Below are 26,476 nucleotides of genomic sequence, written 5' to 3' on the forward strand. Positions count from 1 at the left end.
GTTGCAATATCGGCTAAGTTTGAGGTATTAATCCAATTATAAATCTAGGTAGGGGTGGCAACGATGCAAAAGAAATAACCAAAGTAGACCGTAGTTTACCATCATATTGTCTTGTCCAGCTAGATTGTATTATTTACTGTTTAATTCGTATTGAAATTTATGAAAAACTTAAAGATTGCTTCTTTTTACACCATGTTGAGCGTGATGCCAACTTTGCTGTATGCGCAGGAGAAGGTTACGGGACAAGTTTTCAACAAAGCAAACGAGCCTATCGTTGGTGCGAGTGTACTCCTCCTTGAAGGGGGGAAGGGAACCTCAACAGACAAATCGGGGAAATTTGAGCTGAATGCTAACAAAGGAACGCTCGTCGTGTCATTTGTTGGGTATAAGACTCGTCGAGTTCCATTGGATGGAACAACAAATTTAAAAATCCAGCTCGAGGCAGATGAAAATGTATTGGAGGATGTCGTCGTTGTTGGTTATGGTAAACAGTCCAAACGTAATATTACAGGGGCGGTAAGCAATATTAAATCAGAGGATATTGTACGGTCATCATCGACGACGACTGCTGGGGCTTTGGCAGGAAAGGTGCAGGGGATCTCAGTGCGTGCCAAAGACGCACGTCCCGGTCGTGGTGCAGCGATCGAAATCCGGAATATGGGCTCGCCTTTATATGTAATTGATGGTGTTGCTTATGGAGGTCAGGAAGGTACTGATTGGGTTGGTACACAGAATGGCTCCGGCGCAGATATCTTTAATTCGCTGAATCTCGAAGATATTGAGAGTATCTCTATTTTGAAAGATGCCGCAGCAGCAGTATATGGATTCCGTGCTTCCAGAGGTGTTGTATTGATTACCACCAAAAAAGGCGCAAAAGGAGAAAGTGCAAAAATCAATATTAATGGCTACCAAGGCTGGCAAAATTTGACACGTTTTCCGACCATGGCAAACGCTAAACAATACACACGTGGATTAGTTGAGGCCGCACAGAATGAAAACCGCGACCCGAAGACGGTTTATACACCCGAGGAGTTGGCGAAATGGCAGGCAGGGACAGAGCCCGGCTACCAAGGCTATGATTATTATGACATGGTGATCCGTAAGAATATTCCACAGCGATACATCAATGCCAATGTCACCGGTGGAAATGAAAAGTCCAATTACTTCCTGTCATTGGGCCACCTCAATCAGGATGCAATGATCAAGGATTTCAATTATAAGCGAACCAATTTCCAGGCCAATATGGAAGCTGAGGTACTCAAAGGACTTACTGTCGGGACACAGATTTCAGGAAGACATGAAGGAACACAGGATGTTGGCTTACCAGGTGGGGATGGATACTTCTCGTCTATTTTGGCTATTATGAAAAATAGGCCGACTGTAGGTCCCTACGCAAATGACAATCCGGAATATATCAATCATACCAATGATTTTCCCTATAATCCGGCTCTCTTTAGCCGCGATATTGCCGGCTATAAAGACAATAAATACCTTGCAGGAAATGTGAATCTCTTTGCGGCCTATAAGACAAATTTTGGTTTGTCGGCAAAAGGAACTGTTTCTTACAACTATACCAACAATAAATTTGAAGGCTTCCAATATACCTATGATGTATATCGATACGAAAATAATGCTTATAAGCGAACTGGCGGAAGTGATGCTGGCTGGCGTTACGATACCACGAGGGAGATTGTTTCCCGCTTTGCACAGTTCCAGATCGATTATAACAAGCAGATTGGCGATCACACTTTCGCGGGAATGTTAGGCTATGAGCGTTCAGATTGGGACCGGACGTATAAGGCATTGGGCGCAAATCCTTCAAACAATTATATTCCGTTGTTAAGACTGTCGGAGCTCAATAGTTTGGCCGATGAATGGGCTTACGAGGCTCGGGCTGGATATATTGGCCGTATAAATTACAACTACAAGGGCAAGTATCTTCTGGAAGTATTGGGCCGTTATGATGGATCTTTTAAATATTATGAAGGTAAGCGCTGGGGATTGTTTCCGGGAGCATCGGTAGGTTGGCGTATTTCGGATGAAGGATTCTTTAAACCCTTAAAATCCGTGGTTAGTGACCTTAAAATCCGTGCTTCGATCGGACAAACAGGACTTGAAGAGGGCGTGGGAATGCATGATTACCTTGCCGGATATAATTGGGCGGCTGGAAGTGCTGTCTTAGACGGAGCCTATGTACCCGGGGTACAGCCTAGAGGTTTACCAGTTCGCAACCTCTCCTGGGTTAAAAATACCAATTATAACATGGGTATCGATGCGACACTGCTGAACAATAAGCTGACATTGACGGCCGATATCTTTAAAATTATCCGTACTGGATATCCTGGCAAACGATACGATGTCCTATTACCAGCCGAAATCGGTTATGACCTTCCCAATGAAAACCTCGGTAAGAACGGCTATTATGGTGCGGAAGGTATCATTACCTATACCGATAAGGTCGGCGAGTTAAACTATGTTGTCAGTGGAAATATGACTTTTTCACGTTATCGGGAGTTAGAAACCTATAAACCTCGTTTCAGCAACTCCTGGAATGAGTATCGCAATTCCATTGAGGATCGCTGGGGTGGAGTATGGTGGGGATACCAAGTCGTCGGACGATTTCAGTCGGAAGAAGAGATCCGCAACCATCCGATCAATAATGATGGTCAGAACAATAGGTCCCAACTCCCTGGTGATTTAATTTATAAAGATGTAAATGGAGATGGTGTCATTAACGATATGGATCAACGTCCAATAGGTTACCAAACGGGCTGGGCACCGATGATGAGCTTTGGTGGTCGTATTGGTCTCGACTGGAAAGGCATCAACTTGAATATCGATCTTGCTGGTGGTGCAATACAATCCTGGTTTCAGGATTATGAATTACGTAATGCCTTCCACGGTGGGGGTAATTCTCCAGCCTATCTACTTGAAGATAGATGGCATCGCAAAGACCCTTATGATCCAAACAGTGAATGGATTCCGGGACGCTACCCTGCGATTCGTAACGGCAACTCAGGTCCCAATAGTCGAAATAGTGATTTTTGGTTGACCAATGTACGTTATCTGCGTGTCCGCAACCTGGAGGTTGGATACAATCTGCCAAAAGCATGGATTCAAAAGATAAAGGCCGAAAAAATACGGTTCTATATCAATGCTTCAAACTTGATTTCTTTTGACAATGTCAAAGACTACCAGATTGATCCTGAGATCGAAGCGAGAGCAGCAGTAGTATATCCACAGCAAAGGGTATTTATGGTTGGATTTAATATGACTTTTTAACATGAAACTACGATTTAAACTTACATATATAGGAGTTGCTTTATTGACCTTGTCCTCGTTGAGCAGCTGCAATCACGACGATTGGTTTGACCGGGATTCAAAATCATTGATTACCGATGCACAGCTTTGGAATGACCCGAAACTGTTGACTTCACTCGTCGCCAATTATTACGACAGAATGCCAACGCTACATGGTGTTTTCAATACAGGAGGAATGACCGAATTGGATGATGCCATGTGGTCGGGACATCGCGATCAAAACTGGCGTAATGATTATCAGTTTGGTGACGATTACGGTCGCTATTGGGATTATGGACTGATTCGGGATCTGAATCTTTCCCTAGAAAATATCGATCAGTTCAGTACACAATTGTCTGATGCACAACGCAAGCAGTATAAAGCCGAAATACGCTTCATCCGGGCCTTTGTTTACTTCGAACTCGTCAAACGCATGGGCGGCGTACCGATCGTTACAACCCAGCTCATCTATGACTTTAGCGGTGATCCAACACCATTGCAGGTGGCACGTGCCAAGGAGTATGAAGTCTACGATTTTATTTACAAAGAATTGGAAGAGATCAAGGAAGATCTTACCGTCTATAATGCCAGTAAGACTAGAGCCAACAAGTATACAGCATTAGCTTTGGAAAGTCGGGCAATGCTGTATGCGGCGTCCATCGCGAAATATAATAATCTAATGGCCTCACCGATAACGACTGCCGGAGGAGAAGTGGGGATTCCAGCCAATATGGCGACGGGGTATTATACCAAGTCGCTGGCTGCTTCCAAGGAAATTATGAATGGCCCCTATGCGCTTTATAATGAGAATGCCGATAAAGGTGCCAATTTTTATGATATGCTCAATAAGAAAACTGGTGCTGAAGTCATCTTTGCCAAAGATTTTGTCACGAGTTTAAAAGTTCACCGCTTTGCTTATGACAATATCGTCAGAAGTCTGACCGAAGACAATGAGTCATCATCGACGATTTCTCCTTCATTGAGTCTTGTAGAAAGTTTTGATTATCTAGACGGTAGCAAAGGTACACTACATGATAAAAACGGCGCAGGAAATTACGTAGCCTACCAAAATATCAACGATATTTTTGCGAATAAAGATGCTCGTTTGTTTGGGACGGTGATTTATCCGGGAACTTCTTTCCGCGGACGTGCTGTGAGTATTCAAGCTGGAGTGGCAACTTGGGGGACGAATGGAGCTTACCAGTTTACTGCAGCGCCACAACTGGGACAGAATTATGCGAGTGGTGGTTTGTGGACCGGCTTTGATGGACCGCTTTATGACGCACAGGACGTCAGCAACACCGGCTTCTATATCCGTAAATTTGTCAGCGATGCGCCGGCAGCCAGTACACGCGGTACATCGGCTGCTAACTGGTGGCCGTGGTTTCGTCTTGGTGAAATTTATCTCAACGCGTCAGAAGCTGCATTTGAGCTGGGACAGACTGTGGACGCAAGAACTTACGTCAATAAATTGCGCGAAAGAGCAGGATTTCCGGCCAATAGCGTTAGCAACCTAACGATGGATATTATCCGGAACGAACGTCGTGTCGAACTTGCTTTCGAAGATCATCGTTACTATGATCTTAAAAGATGGCGTATTGCACATTTGGTGTGGGACGGATCGGAAAATGATCCCAACGCTGTTGTATATGGACTATATGCTTATCGTGTCGTGCGTCCAGGGCATGCCGATGACGGTAAGTATATCTATGAACGGGTAAGACCTGCGCGTTTCAGAAAGGCACGCTTTTTCCGTATGGCCAATTATTATGCGTCCATTAGTCAGGATGTCATTAATAAAAATCCTAAAATAGTTAGAAATCCATTCCATTAATCTAGTTGTACCATGAAAATAAAATTTTTAAGCTTATTGGTAGCTTTTGCAAGCTTACTCGTTGTAGGTTGTAAATATGATAATTTTGAAGCCCCAAAATCAACGCTTTCGGGACGCGTTGTTTATGAAGGAAAGGCGATTGGCGTTCGGAATAATGGGCCTCAATTGGAATTATGGCAGGATGGGTATCCGCTTCGCTCAGCAATACCCGTATATTTTGATCAGGACGGCTCTTTTTCTGTTAGTCTTTTTGATGGTGAATACAAATTGGTGCGGAAAGGAGATTCACCATGGCTACAACAGGCAACCGATACGGTATTGGTGCAAGTGAAGGGCAATACGACAATTGATGTGCCTGTAACACCCTATTTCACGGTGACAAACGAGTCTTTTCAAAAAAATAATAACAGTATTACTGCTAGCTTTACGGTTAATAGAATAGTAGGTACGGCAAATTTGGAGTTTGTGCGTCTATACCTCGGTAAATCTGTTTTAACAGATCAGGTACAACGCGAGCTGCGTGTGGATGCCAATTTGGCGAATGTTGCTTTTGGTCAACCAACAAGTATCGTCGGTGAATTGCCGGACAACCTGAAAAACCTCGATTATGTGTTTGCCCGAATTGGGGTGAAAGCTACGGTATCCGGAGAGTACTACTATACAGCAGTTCAAAAAATAGCTTTAAAATAGGTGCTGATGGCAAGTAAAATTGCCGGATTACGAAGCCACGGGATTATATCCCGTGGCTTTCATCGATGCAAAAAAATGGTCTAATGCTTATTTATTCTACTAAACCTTCATGAAAAAAAACAAAATTTCAATCTTAGTTACCTTATTTTTAATACATGCTACATGCGGTGTTTTTGCTCAGGCTTATCGCAGCGGACCTACGGACAAAGATTTTGCAGGTTATTTATTTGCCTATTTCAAAGGTAATGCTGTCGCAGATGAAGCGGTTTGTTTTGCGATCAGTACAGATGGCTATACCTACAGAGCCTTGAATGAAAACCAGCCTATCCTGGATTCGAAGGTGATCAGCAAGACTGGCGGTGTACGGGATTCCCATATTCTCCGTGGCGAAGATGGAAAAACATTTTATATGGTGCTCACCGACATGACCTCCTCCAAAGGCTGGGATTCCAATCGGGGTTTGATCCTGCTAAAATCCGAAGACCTTGTGCATTGGTCTCATCAAGCAATTGATATCCAGCAGCGCTTCAAAGGCCAGGAAGCGTTGAAGAGAGTATGGGCACCACAGACTATATATGACCCTTCGGTCGGTAAATACATGGTATACTGGTCCATGCAGCACGGAAATGGTCCGGATATCATCTACTATGCTTATGCTAATAAGGAGTTTACAGATTTTGAAACCGAACCTAAAGTGCTGTTTCTTCCAAAAAATGGTAAATCCTGTATCGATGGCGATATTATTGCAAAGAATGGCTTGTTCTACCTTTTCTACAAAACTGAAGGACATGGCAATGGCATTAAGCTGGCGATAACCGATTTACTGACTTCGGGGAAATGGATTGAACAGCCGGGTTATAAACAGCAGACCAATGATGCTGTGGAAGGATCCAGTGTCTTTAAACTCAATCAGTCGGATCAATATATCCTTATGTATGATGTCTATGGTAAAGGGAAGTACCAATTCTGCACCTCCGAAGACCTTGATCGTTTTAAAGTAATCGACCATCAAATTGACATGGATTTCCATCCACGTCATGGGACCATTATTCCTATTTCAAGACAAGAACTTTTGGACTTGACCTCCAAATGGGGGAAACCCAAAGATATGGAATTCGCATTCAGAAAGAATCCCGTTTTAGATGGCTTTTATGCCGATCCGGATGTACTCTATTCCAATAAAACAAAAAAATACTATATCTATCCAACGAGTGATGGTTTTGATGGCTGGGGGGGCTATTATTTCAAGACCTTCTCGTCTTCCGATCTCAATCAGTGGAAAGATGAAGGGGTGATTTTGGACCTGAAAAAAGATGTTGCCTGGGGACCTCGAAATGCATGGGCACCTACAATCACGGAAAAGAAAGTCAAGAACGATTATAAGTACTATTATTATTTTACAGCAGCGCAAAAGATCGGTGTTGCGGTAGCTGATTTACCTACCGGGCCTTTTAAGGACTCGCGAAAACCGCTGATCGATTTTAAGCCTGAGGGTGTCAATGGCGGGCAGGAGATTGATCCGGCGGTGTTTAACGATCCCAAATCGGGAAAAAGCTATCTGTATTGGGGAAATGGTTACCTAGCTGTTGCTGAACTCAACAAAGATATGGTTTCCATCAAAAAAAATACAGTCAAGGTACTCACTCCGGATAAGACATTCCGCGAAGGTGCCTATGTTGTCTACCGTAAAGGACGCTATTATTTCTTTTGGTCAGAAGACGATACCCGGAGTGAAAATTATCGGGTACGCTATGGAACTGCAACTTCCCCAGATGGAGCGATCACAGTTCCTGCTAATAATTTAGTCTTACAAAAAGATCCTGCGAAAGGGATCTATGGCACTGGGCATAATTCGATTTTGCAGATTCCCGGTAAAGACGAATGGTATATTGTTTACCATCGATTCAATTATCCCAAAGGTATTGATATGGGCGACGCAGCAGGATTTAACCGGGAGGTATGCATGGATCGTTTGTATTTTGATGATCAGGGCCATGTGTTGCCTGTTGTTCCAACGCTTTAATCACTTGAACCTAATGCAAAAAAGTAAAATGAATAATCTCATAAAAAAACTATCAGTCTTAGCTGTTTCTATTGGTATGGGCATCAGTGGCCTATATGCACAGGCTGGATTTGGTGAGGCCGAAGCGATCAATTCAGACTGGCGTTTCCATTTGGGTGATATCGAGGGGCAGGCCAGTGCAGAAACGAAGCGTGGAGCGTGGCAGCAGGTCCGTTTGCCCCATGATTGGGGCGTAAAATACCCGCTCAGTCCAAGTTTAGCCAGCGCGACAGGCTATTTACCGGGCGGTATTGGCTGGTATCAAAAACAGCTCCTGATACCTATGGCAGATCAGGGCAAAAAAATATTTATCTATTTTGAGGGCGTATACAACCGAAGCGAGGTGTTTATCAATGGCAAATCTGTTGGAAAACGCCCCAACGGCTATATATCCTTTTCTTATGATATCACACCATATATTGAGTTTGGAAAAGAAAATACCATCGCTGTTAAGGTCGACCACAGTAAAAGTGCCGATTCAAGATGGTACACGGGATCGGGCATCTATCGTGACGTTTGGCTTATAAAGGCAAATGCGTTGCATATCGATCAATGGGGAGTATATGCCTATCCCGAGCTAAAGCAAGGGAAAGGAATGTTAAATACCGAAGTGACCGTTGTCAATAGCACGTCCAACGGCAGTGCGGTTACCGTTGTGCAGGAGTTGATTGATTCCGCAGGGAAGGTTGTCGCTAATAAATCGGAGAAAGTGAAGATTGATGCTACCGCTAAAGCGACGATACAGCAGCAATTGACGGTTGCCAACCCTAAATTGTGGAGCTTGGATCAACCCAATCAATATACCTTGCGGACAAGCGTATTGCAAAATGGAAAGCAAATTGATCAGTCGGCAATCAAAACGGGCTTCCGAACTTTTACATTTGATCCAAACAAGGGCTTTGCTTTAAACGGCGAATGGATGAAAGTCAAAGGCGTATGCCTACATCACGATGCCGGTGTGCTGGGTGCTGAAATGTATACCGAGGTATGGCGTCGGCGGCTGCAGACATTGAAATCTTTGGGTGTCAATGCCATTCGAACCAGTCATAATCCGCAAGCATCCTCGCTTTACACCTTATGTGACGAGTTGGGGCTGTTGGTTATGGATGAGGCATTTGATGAATGGGAATTTCCAAAACGGAAATGGCTGCAGGGCTGGAATGTCGGGACCCCCGGTTTTGAGGGATCGTATGACTTTTTTGAAAGTTGGGGCGAGCAGGATCTCGCAGATATGGTCAAACGGGATCGCAATCACCTCTCGATTTTCGCCTGGAGTATAGGGAACGAAGTGGATTATCCAAATGACCCTTATTCACATCCTGTCCTTAACGGCGAGAAAAAGGAGGGTGGTTTTACACAGGCTTCGTATGGCGGATACAAAAAGGATGCACCAGATGCGATGCGCCTTGGGGATATTGCCAAAAGACTGGTTGCTACAGTAAAAAGATACGATAAGAGCAGAGCCGTTACTGCAGGCCTCGCAGGTGTGGCTATGTCTAATGAAACAGCCTATCCTGGAGCACTTGATATTGCAGGGTACAATTATACCGAAAGTCGTTATCAACTGGATCATCAGCGTTATCCAGCACGCGTAATTTTTGGAAGTGAAAATCGACATGATCTTCCGGCATGGCTTGCGGTGCGTGACAACAAGCATATATTTGGCCAGTTCTTGTGGACAGGTATTGACTACCTCGGAGAGTCGGGGCGTTGGCCTTCACGTGGATTTTATTCAGGACTGCTGGATTTCGCAGGTTTTATTAAACCGAGGGGTTATTATCGTCAATCGCTGTGGTCCGATAAACCAATGGCTTATTTGGGAACCTATCCATTGAAGGGCGGAGCAACGACTACCGATGTTTGGTCTGCGTTGGAATCCGAGCAAGGACAACGGAAAAATGAAGCGCCCTCCATGGATGCCTGGCCAATTTGGAACTATCAGGAGGGACAGCAAATCAGGGTGGTCTGTTACACCAATAGCCCTCAGGCGCGATTGGAGCTCAATGGTAAAGTTGTTGGCGAAGAGAAAAATTACGATGAGAAGACAGGTATCATCTTTTGGGATATTCCCTATGCCGCTGGTAAACTAGAGGTTGTTGGTCTGGACACGAATAAAAAAGAAGTAGTTCGGCACACTATCGAATCCAGTGAACGTCCGGCGGCGATCCAGGCGACGGTGATAGGAGGGAAAGCGATTGAAGGCGATGGTATTTTGCAGGTTGCCTTGCAAGTGGTTGATAACAAGGGACTTCCTGTGGTCCTTTCGGAAGATGAAATCACCTGTGATATTGCTGGGCATGCACGATTACTGGGTATGGAAGCGGGGAACAATGCAGATATGGGCGACTATACCGATAATAAACAGCGCGTTTATCATGGAAAAATGATCGTGTATGTTCAGGCTTTGGGCAAATCGGGCGATACAATTAATATACGATTTACCTCGCCTTGGTTGACTATGGCAAACGTAACCTATAGCATAAAATAATTAACTCACTTGTCTTTATTGAACTTTTGAACTAAAAAAAGCACCGGAAAACTCCGGTGCTTTTTTTATGCCAAAATCTTATCGGATGTTCATTCCACTATTGGAAAAATTACGGTTTTATATAGTTCTTTATAAAATAATGTAATCCAACCTTATTAAATAAAAAAAATTATTAAATACTTTTTTTATTATAAATTTTATTATTAATTTAGCTTCACTATAAATCTAAAGACTGACTCAATTATATCCATGCGTTTAATCATATGCCTTTTATGTGCCGTTGGTACAATGTTGGCCAAAGGACAAGAGCTTTATACGTTACAGTCTGCTCATCTTTCTGGAGTAGATTCCGGCTACGTCTATATACCAAAGATGAAGCCGGACAACCGTGCCTTACCTGTTGTATATGTGCTGCATAGTCATGGGGCAAATTATAAAAGTCTTTCAAAATTTGTCGATTTTCAGGCATTGAGCGATCAATATGGCTTTGTGGTGGTATGCCCTGACGGTCTTCGGACGAGCTGGTTTTTAGACAGTCCACAAAAAGGCGGAGCACAATTTGGTCGGTTCCTGACAGGGGAATTAATGCCTTACATACAGGGCAAATATCATACGGATCGGGACAACTCATTTATTACGGGTGTGAGTATGGGGGGGCATGGTGCACTTTGGCTCTTTTTTAACTATCCATCATTTTTTAAAAGTGCTGGTAGCAGTTCGGGAGTTGTCAATCTGAGACATTCGGCTTTCAAGAAGACAAGTCTAGCCCAACATTTAGGTCAGTACAGCGATCAAAATCCATTATTCGATCGTTTTAGTGTCATCCATAATGTCCATAAGATCGCTGGGAGTGAAAAGACATTTATTTTTGATTGTGGTACTGAAGATTATCTATATGGGGCCAATAAGTCCCTTCGGGATAGTTGTGATGTACTCAAGATCAAAGCCACTTACATTGCGCAGCCCGGCGCTCATACCTCTGGCTATTGGGCCAAAACCATTCCGGTTCATTTCGCATATTTTAATCGTCTGATCCATTAATCGATAACCTATATGTTTTATTCACCTTATACTGATCCTTTAGTCCGGCAACAAAATAGTGTATCTGTGGTTCTTACGCCGGTATTTGGTGCGTATTTTTTAAATTATTTACTGCAATTAACTTCATATGAATTGGTTTAAATCTTTTTTTTCTATTTTATTGATTTCTGTCACACTCTCCTCGCAGGGGCAGGCTGTTGCTTCATACGATGTCTTGATTGTAGGAGGAGGAGCAAGTGGTGTTTCTGCGGCTTTGCAAGCCGCCCGTTTGGGAAGTAAGGTCCTTGTGGTGGAAGAGACAAGCTGGTTGGGTGGTATGCTCACTGCCGCTGGGGTCTCCGCTATTGATGGTAACCATCGTATGCCTTCGGGAATATGGGGCGAATTTAGGGCAGAACTTTATGCCTATTATGGTGGTCCAAAAGCAGTGGAAACAGGTTGGGTAAGCAATACGCTATTTGAGCCTTCGGTCGGTAACCGCTTGCTAAAAAAGATGGTTGGAGCCGAAAAAAATATTGCCGTTTGGTATAAAAGTACCCTTTTAGACCTGAAAAAACAGCCTAAAGGCTGGACCGTTGCCATTGAACAGGAAGGAAAAAAGAAAACCGTAAACGCTTCTATTTTAGTCGATGCGACGGAATTAGGGGATCTCTTGCCGCGTGCAGGTGTTGCTTACAGCATCGGTATGGATAGCCGCTACGATACGAAAGAAGAATTTGCTCCCGAAAAGGCCAATTCAATAATTCAAGACCTTACTTATGTCGCTATCCTGAAAGACTATGGTGCCGATCCAAAGAGATTGCTAAAGAAACCTCAAGGTTATGATCCTAAAGAGTTTGAACATGCCTGTGATGTTAAAGATCCTGCTTCACACAGCAATACGCCTATCATCAATTGTGATCAAATGATTACCTATGGCAAATTGCCGAATGGAAAATACATGATAAACTGGCCTAAAGATGGAAATGATATCTACCTGAATATTATTGAAATGTCGCCAAAGGCGAGGGCGGTGGAATTGCAAAAGGCGAAAAATCATACCTTACGTTTTGTATATCATCTTCAAAATCAGCTTGGTTTTAAAAACTTGGGGCTTGCCGATGATGAATATGATACGGTCGATAAACTTCCCTTTATTGCTTATCATCGCGAGTCTAGACGTGCCAAAGGCTTGGTGCAGCTTACATTGCCTTATGTGCAGAGCCCTTATCAGCAGGAGCTGCCTTTGTACCGCACAGGTGGGATAGTAGGCGATTATACCATCGATCATCATCACCTGAAGAACCCGGATGCACCCAAAATTGATTTTGTTAAGATTCGGGTACCATCTTACAATGTGCCCCTTGGAAGTTTGATTCCTGAGAAAATAGCGGATTTTATTGTTGCTGAAAAAAGCATCAGTGTGAGCAATATTGTGGCTGGGGCCACCCGCCTTCAGCCAGTTGTATTGGGTATTGGTCAAGCTGCTGGAGTACTGGCAGCGCTGTCTGCAAAACAAGCTGTTACTCCTAAAGATCTTTCATTAAGGGAGGTACAGCAAGTACTTTTGGACAATCATGCCTATCTCATGCCCTTTATCGATGTTGATCCAAAAGATAGTCGTTTTCAGGCAATCCAACGTATTGGAGCAACCGGGATTCTTAAAGGAAAAGGGGTGCCCTACAAATGGGCCAATCAGACTTGGTTCTATCCCGAACACCGCATAAGCGAAGTAGACCTGATCGACGGTATGCGTAGTTATTATCCAGCGGCCGATAAAGTTGCTGGCTCGGGTGCCGATGTCACAGCAGAATTTTTTGCGGCTCTATTGCTCCAAGTCGATCCCACTTTGAATAAAGATAAAATCTGGTCCGCCATTGCAGCAAAAGAAAATCAAGTGTTAACAAGGGCTCAAGTGGCGGTTGTGTTGGATCATATCCTAAAGCCGTTTGAACGGCCGGTGGATTTTACCGGCCAATTTATAGCAACAAAAAATTGATTTCCGAACGCATAGAAAAACGAGATGATACCAATTTTACCAAATTCCAAAGCGACTCCACAGCAGCGAAACGATAGTTTGGATGTTCTGCGGGGAATTGCCATCCTTTTAATGGTGCTTTCATCGAGCATTTCATTTGGAAACCTTCCTGCCTGGATGTACCATGCACAGGTGCCACCGCCCAAACATGTATTTGATCCCAGTATAGCAGGTATAACCTGGGTAGATCTGGTTTTTCCGATTTTCCTTTTTACGATGGGGGCGGCCATCCCATTGGCTATGCGGAAAAAAGTGGCTAACCTAAACGCTTTGCCTATCGTGGGTGCAATTTTTAAGCGTTTTGTTGCCTTATTCTTTTTCGCCTTATTTTCTTTTTATATGCGCGCTTGGGTTATGAGTGGAGAGCCTGCTGCGTCGCAGTATCTCTTGTCAATCGTGGGGTTTGCCCTGCTCTTTGCGCTCTATGCCGATTTAAAGTCCTATTTGTCGATGCGGACCGCGAGACTTGTTCACATAGTGGCCCTGTTGCTATCTGTAGGGATGCTATATCTGTTGTATGCACCAACGGATAGATTTATCCTCCAGAAGACAGATATTATTATTCTGGTACTGGCCAATATGGCTTTGTTTGGAACGCTGTGGTGGTGGCTGACGGCAAAATCCATCTGGTTACGTATGGCGATTTTACCATTTATTATGGGCGTTTTTTTGGGATCCAAAGAAGTCGGTAGTATCAACGAATTTATCTACAAACTCAGCCCTGCGACTTGGCTTTATCAATTTTATTACCTCAAATACCTCTTTATTATCCTTCCGGCTACAGTTGTCGGCGAGTGGATTATTGCTGATACGTCGTTGGCCGACAAACCCAGGATGCAGCGGTCTCAACTGGCATTACAAGGCTTGCTCTGTGCACTTCTAATTGGGCTGAATGTCTTCAATCTATACATGCGCTATCTCGATATCAATATCGGACTTACCCTGATGTTGATCTTTTCGCTATGCTTCTGTTCAGGTGTTTTTCGGAGGGGCGAAGTACTGACACTGCAGGCAAAAATGGCTGTGCTCGGAAGCTATCTGCTTTTTTTAGGACTGATCTTCGAAGCGTATGAGGGAGGAATAAAAAAGGATTATTCCACATACAGCTATTATTTTGTCTGTACGGGCTTAGCCTGTTATGCGCTAACAATGCTGTGTTGTATCGAGAAACTTGCTTTTGGAAAATCGCTGTTTCGAGGTATAGCACTGGTTGGTAAAAATCCGATGGTCGCCTATACCGCAGGAAATCTATTGTTGATCCCACTATTGGCGCTTACGGGACTACAGAGCGCTCTTGATCAGATGGGGGCACAGGGTGTTTTTGGGGGAGTGATGCGCGGTGTATTATTCACTGGAATCGTGGCGCTGTTGACGATCGTGAGCAGCCGGTTAAAACTTTATTGGAAGTCATAAAATGAATGAATTATTAGAACAAACGGTGGAGCTTCGCAAAGGGCGTAAGGCACTTCCGCCTATTTTTTGGATCTCCACAACATGGTTTGCCATGGGGCTACCTTTTGTTGCCCTTTCGGGTGCGAGCTCCATTATGTATAAAAATTTGGGGGTATCGGACGCACAGATTGCTTTTTGGACCTCATTGATTATGCTGCCCTGGACAATAAAACCCTTATGGGGGCCTTTTTTGGAGCTGTATAAGACCAAGAAATTTTTTGTCTATACCACGCAGATACTCACGGGGCTACTCTTTGGTCTGCTTGGTCTTACGCTACAGTTGGATCATTTCTTTAGCTTCTCCATTGCCTTATTGACACTGATCGCATTCAGTGGTTCCACACATGATACCGCAGCCGACGGGGTATATTTGAATGAACTGAATGCAAAACAACAGGCAAAATATGTCGGCTGGCAAGGTGCCTTCTATAATGTGGCCAAAGTGTTTTCTGGCGGCGTACTCGTTTATTTGGCGGGGCAATTGGAGCAGGAAATCGGCATTAAATCCGCGTGGATGGTGGTGATGTTTGCTTATGGATTTATTATGTTGGGGATTGGATTGTACAGCATACGTGCTTTACCTGCTCACGATGAAGCACCCAAATCCACTTCTTTAAAGGAGGGAATGGATACGCTTAAAGACGTTATCATAACTTTTTTTCAGAAAAAGAATATTTGGTTTAGTTTACTTTTTATTGTCTTTTATCGTTTTGCTGAAGGGCAGGCTATTAAGATCACCCCCTTATTTTTTAAAGCGCAACGTACCGAAGGTGGGCTTGGCCTGAGTACTTCGGAAATTGGATTGCTTTATGGTGTATTTGGTGCCATAGCCTTTGTGTTGGGGTCGATTGTCGCAGGGCATTTTGTATCCAAAAAGGGCTTAGACCGGAGGACACTTATGATCCTTTGTGCCTTCTTTAATATTCCATTTGTAGCTTATGCATTTCTCGCGATCACATTGCCGACAAACCTTTATCTCATAGCTGCTGCTGTCGCCATCGAGTACTTTGGATATGGTTTTGGCTTTATCGGAATTATTCTTTTTATCATGCAAAATATTGCCCCAGGCAAATATAAGATGGCACACTACGCTTTCGGAAGTGGACTTGTTAATCTGGGATTTATGATTCCTTCGATGATCAGCGGCTGGCTGAGTGATTATTTGGGCTATAAAGAATTTTTTATCTGGGTGTTGATTTCTACTATTCCAGCCTTTTTGGTTTCCTGGTGGGTGCCATTGCGAAAACCCGAAAAAGAGCATACCGACGAAAATAATTAATGCATATGAACATACTTTCTTATAGGAACTGGAAGGCCATATTGTTGCCTTTTTTTTTACCGGCATTGACTTTAGCACAATCAAAGGGTATTGATTCTACGTTTGATAATCAGCATTATCGCGCAAGGCTTGAGTTTTTTAAAGCGATGCCCAATCAGAAGGACGAAATCGTTTTCCTTGGCAATAGCATTACCGAAGGTGGAAAATGGCAAGAAATCCTCCAGCGGAAGCATGTGATCAATCGTGGGATTAGCGGTGATGTGACTTATGGTATTTTAGCACGACTAGACGAGATACTAGCATCCAGACCACGAAAAATATTTCTGCTCTGTGGGGTGAACGACATGAAAAGAGGAATACCGCTTTCCATTATTTCAACGAATATAGAAAGGATAATAAAGCAGGTTAAAAAGCAGTCGCCAAATACAGCGCTTTTTGTGCAGGGACTTCTACCTGTGAATGAATCTTTACTGCCAAAAATCTATGAAGAGGTTCGGAATGACAAGATCGTGCTACTGAACAAAGCTTTGAAAGAATTGTGTACGGCACATCAAGTTCGTTTTGTAGACTTACAGCCGATATTGGTGGATGGTAAAGGGGAACTAAAAGCTGAGCTAACAATTGATGGCTTACATCTGAAGCAAGCCACCTATTTAATTTGGGCCAATTATTTAAAACAGCAAAAACTATTATGAGATCATTGGAATTTTTTAAGCTGTATCGTGTTTTCCAAGGTTGCTTCCTAATTGGAATATATCTATCGGTATTTTCCCAGTCCCTCTCAGCTCAGGAGACTAAAATAGATAGCAGTTACGCCAACTGGTATTATCAACAACGAATGGCCTATTTCGAACAAAGTCCAACAATTAAAGGAGCAGTCGTGTTTTTGGGAAATAGTATTACTGAACGGGCAGAATGGCAGGAATTGCTTGCAGATTCAAGATATCCTGTACTGAACAGGGGGATAGGCGGAGATAATTCGTTTGGGATTCTTGCGCGTATAGATGAGGTGTTGCGCGGACGTCCGCGGGCAATTTTTCTGATGGATGGCATTAATGACCAATTCCGAAAGCTTCCACAGGAAGTGTCGGTCAATAACTACAAGCGTATCATTAAACGAATAAAAAAGATCTCACCAAAGACCCTTATCTATCTTCAGAGTGCTCTACCGATCAATGAAGGATTAACAAAAGAGCCTTATACAAAAGGTAGAAATGTGTTGGTTCCGATCTTAAATGAAAAACTAAGACAGATTGCAGCAGATGAAAATATTCCATTTGTCGACCTCTGCCCACTTTTTCAGGACAATGAGGGAAAACTTAACGCAATTTACTCAGCTGATGGTGTGCATCTGATACCCAGTGCCTATATAAAATGGGTGCAATTATTAAAAGAAAAGAAATATTTATGAGAATTACAGGAACATTTATTGACGAGATTTCCCACGATATTCCGCACCAGAATTGGGGTCCGGAAGAGTGGGATCGGGATTTTGCATATATGAAGGCAATTGGTATAGACACTGTTATTATGATTCGCAGTGGCTATCGTAAATTTATAACCTATCCATCGGCTTATCTGATGGACAAATATGGCTGTTTTAAACCATCGTTGGATCTTGTAGAGCTTTATCTGCAGCTTGCAGACAAGTATGAGATGAAATTCTATTTTGGACTTTATGACAGCGGTATTTATTGGGAGACAGGAGATCTGAGTCACGAAATCGATGCCAATCAATATGTAATTGAAGAGGTTTGGGCTAAATATGGGCATTATAAAAGCTTCGGTGGATGGTATATCAGTACGGAAATCAGTCGTAAAACCAAAGGGGCTGTTCATGCTTTTCGTACACTTGGGTTACAGTGCAAGGCCGTCAGTGGGGGCTTGCCGACATTTATATCACCCTGGATTGATGGAAAAAAAGCTGTGCTTGCCGCTTCTCCCGAGCTTAGTAAAGCCGATGCAGTTTCGGTATTGGAACACGAACGGGAATGGGGCGAAATTTTTGAAGGTATACAAGGAGCTGTCGACGCAGTGGCCTTTCAGGATGGACACATTGATTACGATGAGCTTCCCGATTTCTTTGAGGTCAATAAGAAATTGGCTGATAAATATGGTATGGCCTGTTGGACGAATGCCGAATCTTTTGACCGGGATATGCCGATCAAATTCTTGCCGATCAAGTTTGATAAACTAAGGCTAAAACTTGAGGCTGCAGCAAAGGCGGGTTATGATAAGGCTATTACTTTTGAATTTTCTCACTTTATGAGTCCACAATCCGCTTATTTACAGGCAGGACACCTTTACAATCGGTACCGGGAACATGCACTGAACCACAATTGGTGATAGGGATCGCGTGTTTACAGCACGCGAAATGAAGACAAAAGCAATCTCGAAAAAGTCAGAGAACAAGAAATAGCATTATTGATAAGAGTAGGCCAGAGATTTTAAATGGCCTTTAAAGAGCAAATTCATTTATATATGAATCATTATAGTACAATTTATAAAGACGAATTATTTAATCATATTCTTCCTTTCTGGACGGAGCATTCGCTCGATAGGGAGTATGGTGGCTATTTTACCTGTCTGGATAGAAGAGGTGGAGTTTTTGATACGGATAAGTTTATGTGGCTGCAGGGGCGGCAAGTTTGGCTCTTTTCGAGTATTTACAACAAAATTGAAACACGGTCATCCTGGTTGGATATTGCAGTTCATGGTGCCAGCTTTATGGAAAAACATGGACGTGACGAAGAGGGGAACTGGTATTTTTCACTTGATCGACAAGGGAAGGCACTTGTGCAGCCCTACAATATTTTTTCCGATTGCTTTGCTGCCATGGGATTTGGTGCCCTGTATACAGCAACTCAGGAGCAGCGTTACGCAGAAATTGCGCAAGATACCTTTCATAATATATTGAAACGTCGAACACATACCAAGGGCATATACGATAAGGCTGTTCCAGGGACACGTCCATCAAAGAATTTTGCGTTGCCTATGATCTTGAGCAATCTCTCCATTGAACTGGAGCATTTATTGGAACCTAAGCTGGTGCAGGAATTGATCGAGGATATCGTGGTCGAGGTAATGGATGTATTTTATAAAGAGGAGCAGGGGCTTGTCTTTGAAAATGTAAGTCCCAATGGTTCATTGCTGGATAGTTTTGAAGGAAGATTGCTCAATCCGGGACATGCGATAGAGGCCATGTGGTTTATGATGGATCTGGGAGAAAGATTGCAGCGACCAGCGTTGATTGAAAAAGCCATGCGTATTGGTCTTCGTATGTTGGAGCATGGATGGGATGAGAAATATGGAGGTATATTCTACTTTATGGATGCGCAGGGTAAACCGACCCAGCAGTTGGAATGGGACCAGAAGTTATGGTGGGTGCACTGTGAAACACTGGTGTGTATGGCGAAAGCTTGGGTACTAACGGGAAATGAAGAGGCTAAACGTTGGTTCGAACGGGTTCATGAATATACCTGGACGCATTTTAGGGACCCCGAACATGGCGAATGGTTTGGCTACCTCAATCGAAGAGGTGAGGTATTGCTCGATCTCAAAGGCGGAAAATGGAAGGGATGCTTTCATGTGCCTCGTGCCTTATGGAAGGTATATGAGGTGTTTGAAAAAGCAAAAATAATCGTGTAACTTAACTGGTATGGATGCTCTCAATGGAATAAATGCGTTGACCTTAGTTTTCGCAGCGATATTGATCTTTGCGATCGCGTATCGTTTTTATGGCTTGTTTCTAGCAAATAGGCTGCTCAGGTTGAATGGAAGTCGCCAGACACCGGCGGTGGAGTTTGCTGATGGACATGATTATGTGAAAACCGATAAAAAAGTGTTGTTTGGCCATCATTTCGCGGCGATAGCTGCTGCAGGACCACTAGTTGGTCCAGTTCTCGCGGCACAGTTTGGTTATCTGCCGGGCGCTCTGTGGATATTAATTGGTTGTGTATTAGGTGGCGGTGTGCACGATATGGTCGTGCTTTTCGCTTCTGTACGACATAAAGGGGAAAGTTTGGCAACCATTGCCTCCAAGGAGGTCAGTAAACCTATTGGCGCTATTGCTGGTATTGCCGTACTTTTCATTTTGATCCTAACGTTGGCCGGATTATCGCTGGCCTGTATTAGTGCAATGCACGAGGCACCATGGTCTTTATTTACGATTGTACTGACAATGCCCATTGCTATTTTAATGGGCTTGATGATGCGCTATCGGGAGGGCTCGGTGACCTTGGCGAGTATCATTGGCGGTATCTTGCTTATTGCAGGTATTATAGCCGGTCATCACCTGATGCAGCTTCCAACTTTTCATGCACTTTTCAACTGGGATGTGAAAACGATCTCTATCGGTATTGCTGTATATGGTTTCTTCGCTTCAGTATTGCCCATCTGGCTATTATTGGTTCCGAGAGATTACCTTTCGACCTATCTCAAAATAGGTACAATTATTATGCTGACGGTAGGGATATTTTTTGTTGCACCAACAATTCAGATGCCCGCCTTGACCTCATTTATCCATGGTGGCGGACCCGTAATTTCAGGACCTGTCTTGCCCTTTATCTTTATTGTGATAGCCTGTGGAGCCATATCGGGATTTCACGCTATTATCGCAACCGGGACAACACCCAAAATGATCGGTAATGAACGCGAGATCTTGTTTGTGGGGTATGGCGCCATGCTTGTTGAAGGCTTTGTTGCCTTGATGGCATTGATTGCAGCTTGTACGTTGATGCCTGGTGATTATTTTGCAATCAATACGCCGGTAGCCGATTATGCACAGTTTCTAGCGCAGCACCCCCATCTTTCGGCTGTGGATTTACCGCATTTTATAGACAGAATAGGTGTAGATCTGCACGGTCGGACGGGCGGAGCAGTGTCGTTGGCTGTAGGGATGGCTCATATCTTCGATAAGGTTCCTTTTATGAACGATATAATGGCCTATTGGTATAATTTCGCGATTATGTTTGAAGCTGTTTTTATTCTTACAGCGATTGATGCAGGTACCAGGGTAGGGCGTTTTTTTCTACAGGAAATGCTTGGAACTGTTTTTCCTAAATTTAGCGATAAAAACTGGAAACCAGGTGTATGGATTTGCAGCGCTCTGTTTACGTTTTCCTGGGGATATTTGGTTTATACCGGCAACGTAAGTAGCATTTGGCCATTATTTGGTATTAGCAATCAGCTCTTGGCCGCCTGTGGTCTGATTGTATGTACAACGATGCTCATCCGGATGAATAGACGAAAATATGTCTTGTTTGCAGCCGTTCCCGGTGTCTTTATGGCCGTGATTACATTTTGGGCCGGCTATCTTCAGGTGGTACAAGGATATGTGCCCAAAGGACAGTACCTACTGGCGGGCTTGGCCGTAGCAGCGATGTCATTGATGGCGATAGTATTTATCGGAACGTTTAAGAAGTGGATATACCTTGCACAAAGGAAAGAGCAGGTGAAAGATCAATATGGAGAGGTTGTGAAGGAGATTGTAGAAAGATAAAGTAGCGTGGATTTCACTGAAATCCACGCCTTATGTCTTAATCGATAATAGAAAGCAGACGGTCCCGAATGAGAAGGCAAGCTCCAAAGGCCGCAAGTTTTTCCCCATTATTTGAATAAGCAAGTTTGGTGTCCTTGTTGACAATGGATAATGAAAACTTATTGACTGCATTCTTCAGCGGTAACATCAGGTATTCCTCACTCTTGGCTAAAATACCACCTACGATGATAATTTCTGGATTGAAAATATTGATCAATGTAGCAAGCCCACGACCTAATTTTTCCCCAAGTTCATTGATCAACTCAATAGCGAGATTGTCATCTTTTTTTGCAGCAGTGATAATATCGCTGAGCCGGATATCTTCCAGGTCATTGAATTTTTTTGTTAGGATGCTCGTTGCGCCATTTTGCAGTGCTGCTATTACACGGTTTCTAAGTGCAAAACCAGATGCTTCCGTTTCGAGGCAACCCTTTTTTCCACAGCGACAGATGATATCGTTGTCAAAAATGGGAATATGTCCAAATTCACCCGAGAAACCCGATTTCCCATAATAGATCTTTCCGTTGATTAAAATACCCAACCCGATACCGTTGTCTACATTGACAAAGAGTGCATCTTTCTCGTCCTTTAAAATTCCGCTGGAAAATTCGCCATAAGCAAGCGCCTTACTATCGTTTTCAAGATAGGTGCGCAATTGCAGCTCCTGTTCGAAATATTTCGATAAAGGATCTTCATAAAAATTAAAATAACTGTAGGAATAACCTGTTCGATAGTTGATGCGACCAGAAAGATTGATACCTACACCCAATATTTTATCCTTTTGAATCTGATGTGTGGCAATAAATTGATTGATCTCCCGGCATATATTCTGGAGTGATTCCTGATTATTCTCCAAACGATGTGGAATTTCCTCCTGGCTGGCAATAATGTCTTTTTTCATATTCATGACCACGATACTGAGATGATCATGGCTTACTTGAACACCGACAAAAAATGCTGCATTTGGAAGTAGACCGTAGGAATTCGGTTTTCTGCCAATTCCCGAAGTCGATTTTCCATTGTCCTGTACCAATGCGTCTTCGATGAGTTCATTGATGCATTCGTTAATCTTGGGAATGCTAATGTTGAATTCCTTACTTAACTCAGGAATTGTCGAGGGACCTTTGGTCGCAAAAAAGGTTAAAATTTCCTTTTTAAGTAAAATGTTTTTATACGCTACACCGCTATAGCTCGCATCATGTAAGTCACTCAAAAATTTTATACCCATAACTTTGTTACGTTAACTTCAGGGTAAATATAGTAAATATCTCATCATCGCAAATTAAGTTTATGTTTTTTCTTCTTTAGTCTGTTTGAATTAATAAAAAAAATTAGAAATAATTTGAATATTTAAAATTTTATTTCTTATTTAGTGTTGTATAAATAATATACCTAATAATTGTAAGCCAAAATACGTTGCCTTGTCCGTGTCAGAACGTTGCGTGTTTTATCCAATGGAAAACGTCTGATCATGGTGTAGGTAACCGAGTGACCATAAATACTATTTTTTTAACATAACACTATTTTTTCATTCCTAAATTATGAAACCAACACATGTAAAACGCAGGTATCTTTTTAAGGCATTGGGATTACTTATTGTTTTTATGCAATCCGCAATAAGCTTTGCTCAATCCATTGTAAATGGTACCATACGAAATCGCGATGAACAGCCTATTGCTGGGGCGACGGTTAAAGTAGTGGGGACTTCTGTAACAACACGTACAGATCAAAAAGGGAGTTTTACCGTGCAGGTAGACCGACTTCCGGCCGAACTTCAGGTTAGTTATATCGGCTATTTGTCGCAGTCGCGGAAGATCACAGTTGCCGGTACACAAAGTTTTGTTTTGCAGTCCGATGAACGTCAGATTGACGAGGTCGTTGTTGTGGCTTATGGTACGCAAAAGAAGAACAACGTCGTTGGATCTGTCGTACAGATCGGAGGTGATCAGCTCAAGAAAGCCCCGTCGATGAATTTGACCAATGCACTTGTAGGACGTGTTCCCGGATTGACGGCATTGCAACAATCAGGACGCCCGGGGGCAGATAATGCGACCTTGTATCTGCGCGGGGTAGGAACTTATGGTGGTAATCGAAGTCCTTTGGTGATTGTCGACGATATCGAAAGACCGCTTTCTACCTTGGCTTATCTTGACCCAAGTGAGATAGAAACGATTTCCTTTTTAAAGGATGCAGTTTCCACGGCCGCTTATGGTGTACAGGCCGCCAATGGTATTATATTGGTTAAAACAAAAAATGGACGAAAGGAGCAGACCAAAGTAACCTATGACTTTGGATACAGCATTGGCCAAAATACCCGCTTTCCAAAATTCCTCAATGGACCGGATTATATGAACTGGTATAACAAAGGAACAGAACTGGACAATGATTTTCTCCGCAATACGAAGCAAACTGAAGCACCTTACATCTACACGCAGGAACTCATCGATGCTGTGGCAAATGGAACCAATACCAATCCGTTATTTGGGAATACAGACTGGATTGGCCTATTGGCAGATAATAATAGCTATTCGCAACATCATGCCGCAACAATTTCTGGTGGAGCGAGCAAAACGCAGTATTTTGCTTCGGTCAGCCATATGAACCAGGACGGGGTGATCGACAATACCAATTTTAAACGCTACAATATCCGTACAAACCTTAAAAGTGAGCTTAACGAATACCTGACGGTTGGTTTGAACATTGGTTTGCGTAATCAGAATACCAATTTGCCCGGTATTTCACCCGATAACTCGGCCTATATGAATCCATTTTACCAAGCTGTTCGAATGCTGCCGAATCTGCCTATGTATGCCCCAAATGGACTTCCGGTAGCATATCAGGCAGGAGCAGGATGGGTCAACCCAATTGCTTCCGTTGCAAATTCGGGATACCAGAAGCTCAAAAGCAATATCTTTCAGGGAACAGCAAACATCGATTTTAGAGTTCCAGGAGTAACAGGTTTACTGGCAAAAGTCCAGGGCGCATACGACTATAATTCGGATGAATCCAAATCTTGGCTGACACCCTATCCGACGATGGGAAGACAGCGGGACCAGGTTGCAGGCGACTTTGTGGCCATGACCACTTTGCCTGGAATCACGAAGACTTCTCTTCGTCAGAGCTTTGCTGCAAACTATCGCAGCACCTGGCAGGCCAGTTTAAATTATAACCGGACTTTTGGTGATCATAGCATCGGTGTGTTAGGTTTATATGAATATGCAAAAACTCATGGTAATCAATTTGGTGCCGGCGCAAGTAATTTTCCGATCAGTATTATTCAGGAAATAAACTATGGTTCGGCTTCCCAGGAAGACATTATCAAGTCTACAGGCTCCAGCGATCCAGAATCTGCACGGGCGGGATTTGTGACGCGGCTGAATTATGCTTTCCGCGATCGTTATTTGGTGGAGTTGGTGTCGCGTTGGGATGCCTCCGCTAACTTTGCCAAGGAAAATCGCTGGAAATCTTTCCCGGCCATTGGATTGGGTTGGGTTGTCTCAAATGAGTCTTTCTTTAAGGAAGCTGTCCCTTTTGCAGATTTCCTTAAATTAAAAGGGTCTATTGGGCGTACAGGAAACGATCGTGCACAACTGGGTAGTTTCCCTTACATTAATACCCTTTCGCAAAATACAACACCAGTCATTGTCATAGACGGCAAGCCGGTCAAAGCCTTATATACCAATGCACCTCAAAACCCACTATTGAAATGGGAAGAATCCACCACATCCAATGTTGGATTTGAATCACGGTTTTTAAATGGAAAATTTGGTTTTGATTTCGAATGGTTCTACCGTTATACTTCCGGTATTCTGGGACAGGTAGGAAACCTTTATCCAGCGTCGATGGGTGGTTATTTTCCGAGTTTGGCCAATATTGGCGAAGTTGATAACCGCGGTTTTGATGCTCAATTGCGTTATAACGACCGTTTTGGTGAATTCAAACTGGGCGTAACCGGCAATATCAACTGGGCGAAAAACAGGTATCTGAAACTGGATGAAGCGAACGGCATCCCTTCTTGGCAGAGTCTCATTGGCAAATCTATCGGAACAAAAATTGGATTTGTCAAAGAGGGGATGGTACAGACCTGGGAGGAAGCACGCAATACACCTTCACCAAGTTCAGGATTTATGGCTCCCGGTTTTTTCAAATTTAAAGATTTGAATGGCGACGGCCGGATTACCCGAACAGATGATATGACCTATATTGGACGCTCCAATGTGCCTGAATTAACATTCGGTTTGAATTTAGATATGGCTTATAAAGGCTTCGACTTCTCAGCATTGTTGCAAGGTGCTGCACGTGTTGATGTTGCCCTAGCAGGAGCCTACGAAGGATCGTCAGGAACTTCAGGGGTAGAGGATAATACACCTTTTACGCGACCTTTTTATAACTATGGAAACTCCCCTTATTTCTTGGTTGAAAACTCATGGCGCGAAGACAATCCGAATGCCGAATTTCCACGTATGAGTGCTTATAAAGCAACAGGTATGTCGACGAACAATGCAAATGCCAATTCAGGATGGATCAGAAAAGGAGATTATCTGCGTCTTAAATCCGTGCAGTTGGGCTACACTTTCCCGAAAGGATTGCTGAATGCAGCGAAGATTGAACATGTACGCGTGTTTGCTTCGGGCTCAAACCTTTTCACATGGGATTACTTGAAATACCTCGATCCCGAAATGCCAAATGTCAATAATGGATTTTATCCGCAGCAACGGATTTTTGAATTTGGTTTAAGCGTTACTTTTTAATCTCCTAAAAATTATTATTACAG

General features: G+C 43.2%; 16 protein-coding genes. 15 read left to right on the forward strand and 1 reads right to left on the reverse strand.

What is annotated here, in order from left to right:
- The first annotated feature begins 159 nt into the window (after nucleotides 1-159).
- From HS960_RS01940 to HS960_RS02005, 14 genes are all read left to right on the forward strand, one after another.
- Complete coding sequence (locus tag HS960_RS01940) at nucleotides 160-3,282, forward strand: SusC/RagA family TonB-linked outer membrane protein (protein ID WP_182331121.1); 3,123 nt, start codon at nucleotides 160-162, stop codon at nucleotides 3,280-3,282.
- 1 nt (nucleotide 3,283) lies between these two features.
- The gene (locus HS960_RS01945; RefSeq protein ID WP_145327888.1) at nucleotides 3,284-5,134 is read left to right on the forward strand and encodes a RagB/SusD family nutrient uptake outer membrane protein; all 1,851 of its coding nucleotides are present in this window, start codon (nucleotides 3,284-3,286) and stop codon (nucleotides 5,132-5,134) included.
- A 12-nt stretch (nucleotides 5,135-5,146) separates the two neighbouring features.
- Nucleotides 5,147-5,824, forward strand: coding sequence for a DUF3823 domain-containing protein (locus tag HS960_RS01950; RefSeq protein ID WP_159727828.1), 678 nt, complete (start codon nucleotides 5,147-5,149; stop codon nucleotides 5,822-5,824).
- A 109-nt stretch (nucleotides 5,825-5,933) separates the two neighbouring features.
- Nucleotides 5,934-7,847 carry a family 43 glycosylhydrolase gene (locus HS960_RS01955; RefSeq protein ID WP_182331122.1) on the forward strand — a complete coding sequence of 638 codons (1,914 nt, stop codon included), beginning with the start codon at nucleotides 5,934-5,936 and terminating at the stop codon, nucleotides 7,845-7,847.
- Between the two features lie 28 nt (nucleotides 7,848-7,875).
- Complete coding sequence (locus tag HS960_RS01960; RefSeq protein WP_202883736.1) at nucleotides 7,876-10,374, forward strand: sugar-binding domain-containing protein; 2,499 nt, start codon at nucleotides 7,876-7,878, stop codon at nucleotides 10,372-10,374.
- Between the two features lie 249 nt (nucleotides 10,375-10,623).
- The gene (locus HS960_RS01965) at nucleotides 10,624-11,415 is read left to right on the forward strand and encodes an alpha/beta hydrolase (RefSeq protein ID WP_182331123.1); all 792 of its coding nucleotides are present in this window, start codon (nucleotides 10,624-10,626) and stop codon (nucleotides 11,413-11,415) included.
- 127 nt (nucleotides 11,416-11,542) lie between these two features.
- Nucleotides 11,543-13,393 (forward strand): FAD-dependent oxidoreductase, encoded by a 1,851-nt coding sequence (locus HS960_RS01970; RefSeq protein WP_182331124.1) that lies wholly within the window; start codon nucleotides 11,543-11,545, stop codon nucleotides 13,391-13,393.
- Between the two features lie 24 nt (nucleotides 13,394-13,417).
- Entirely contained in the window at nucleotides 13,418-14,845 is a 1,428-nt protein-coding gene (locus HS960_RS01975) for a DUF5009 domain-containing protein (protein WP_182331125.1), read from the forward strand.
- 1 nt (nucleotide 14,846) lies between these two features.
- Nucleotides 14,847-16,163 carry an MFS transporter gene (locus HS960_RS01980; protein ID WP_182331126.1) on the forward strand — a complete coding sequence of 439 codons (1,317 nt, stop codon included), beginning with the start codon at nucleotides 14,847-14,849 and terminating at the stop codon, nucleotides 16,161-16,163.
- 5 nt (nucleotides 16,164-16,168) lie between these two features.
- Nucleotides 16,169-16,858, forward strand: a complete 690-nt coding sequence (locus HS960_RS01985) for a GDSL-type esterase/lipase family protein (RefSeq protein ID WP_153847158.1) — start codon at nucleotides 16,169-16,171, stop codon at nucleotides 16,856-16,858.
- Nucleotides 16,855-17,574, forward strand: a complete 720-nt coding sequence (locus HS960_RS01990; protein ID WP_153847157.1) for a GDSL-type esterase/lipase family protein — start codon at nucleotides 16,855-16,857, stop codon at nucleotides 17,572-17,574. The genes HS960_RS01985 and HS960_RS01990 overlap by 4 nt, the downstream gene beginning before the upstream one ends.
- On the forward strand, nucleotides 17,571-18,509 hold the full coding sequence (locus tag HS960_RS01995) for a DUF4434 domain-containing protein (protein WP_159727818.1): 939 nt from the start codon (nucleotides 17,571-17,573) through the stop codon (nucleotides 18,507-18,509). Before HS960_RS01990 ends, HS960_RS01995 begins: the two co-directional genes overlap by 4 nt.
- Before the next feature lie 135 nt (nucleotides 18,510-18,644).
- Nucleotides 18,645-19,811, forward strand: a complete 1,167-nt coding sequence (locus HS960_RS02000) for an AGE family epimerase/isomerase (RefSeq protein WP_153847155.1) — start codon at nucleotides 18,645-18,647, stop codon at nucleotides 19,809-19,811.
- Between the two features lie 10 nt (nucleotides 19,812-19,821).
- Nucleotides 19,822-21,663, forward strand: coding sequence for a carbon starvation CstA family protein (locus HS960_RS02005; protein ID WP_182331127.1), 1,842 nt, complete (start codon nucleotides 19,822-19,824; stop codon nucleotides 21,661-21,663).
- Between the two features lie 37 nt (nucleotides 21,664-21,700).
- On the opposite strand, the gene HS960_RS02010 is transcribed toward HS960_RS02005, so the two are convergent.
- The gene (locus HS960_RS02010) at nucleotides 21,701-22,930 is read right to left on the reverse strand and encodes an ROK family protein (protein WP_182331128.1); all 1,230 of its coding nucleotides are present in this window, start codon (nucleotides 22,928-22,930) and stop codon (nucleotides 21,701-21,703) included.
- 313 nt (nucleotides 22,931-23,243) lie between these two features.
- Between HS960_RS02010 and HS960_RS02015 the strand changes: the two genes are divergently transcribed.
- Nucleotides 23,244-26,453 (forward strand): SusC/RagA family TonB-linked outer membrane protein, encoded by a 3,210-nt coding sequence (locus HS960_RS02015; RefSeq protein WP_159727816.1) that lies wholly within the window; start codon nucleotides 23,244-23,246, stop codon nucleotides 26,451-26,453.
- The last annotated feature ends 23 nt before the right edge of the window (nucleotides 26,454-26,476 follow it).

This window comes from Sphingobacterium paramultivorum (assembly GCF_014109745.1).
GTDB classification, from domain to species: Bacteria; Bacteroidota; Bacteroidia; order Sphingobacteriales; family Sphingobacteriaceae; genus Sphingobacterium; species Sphingobacterium paramultivorum.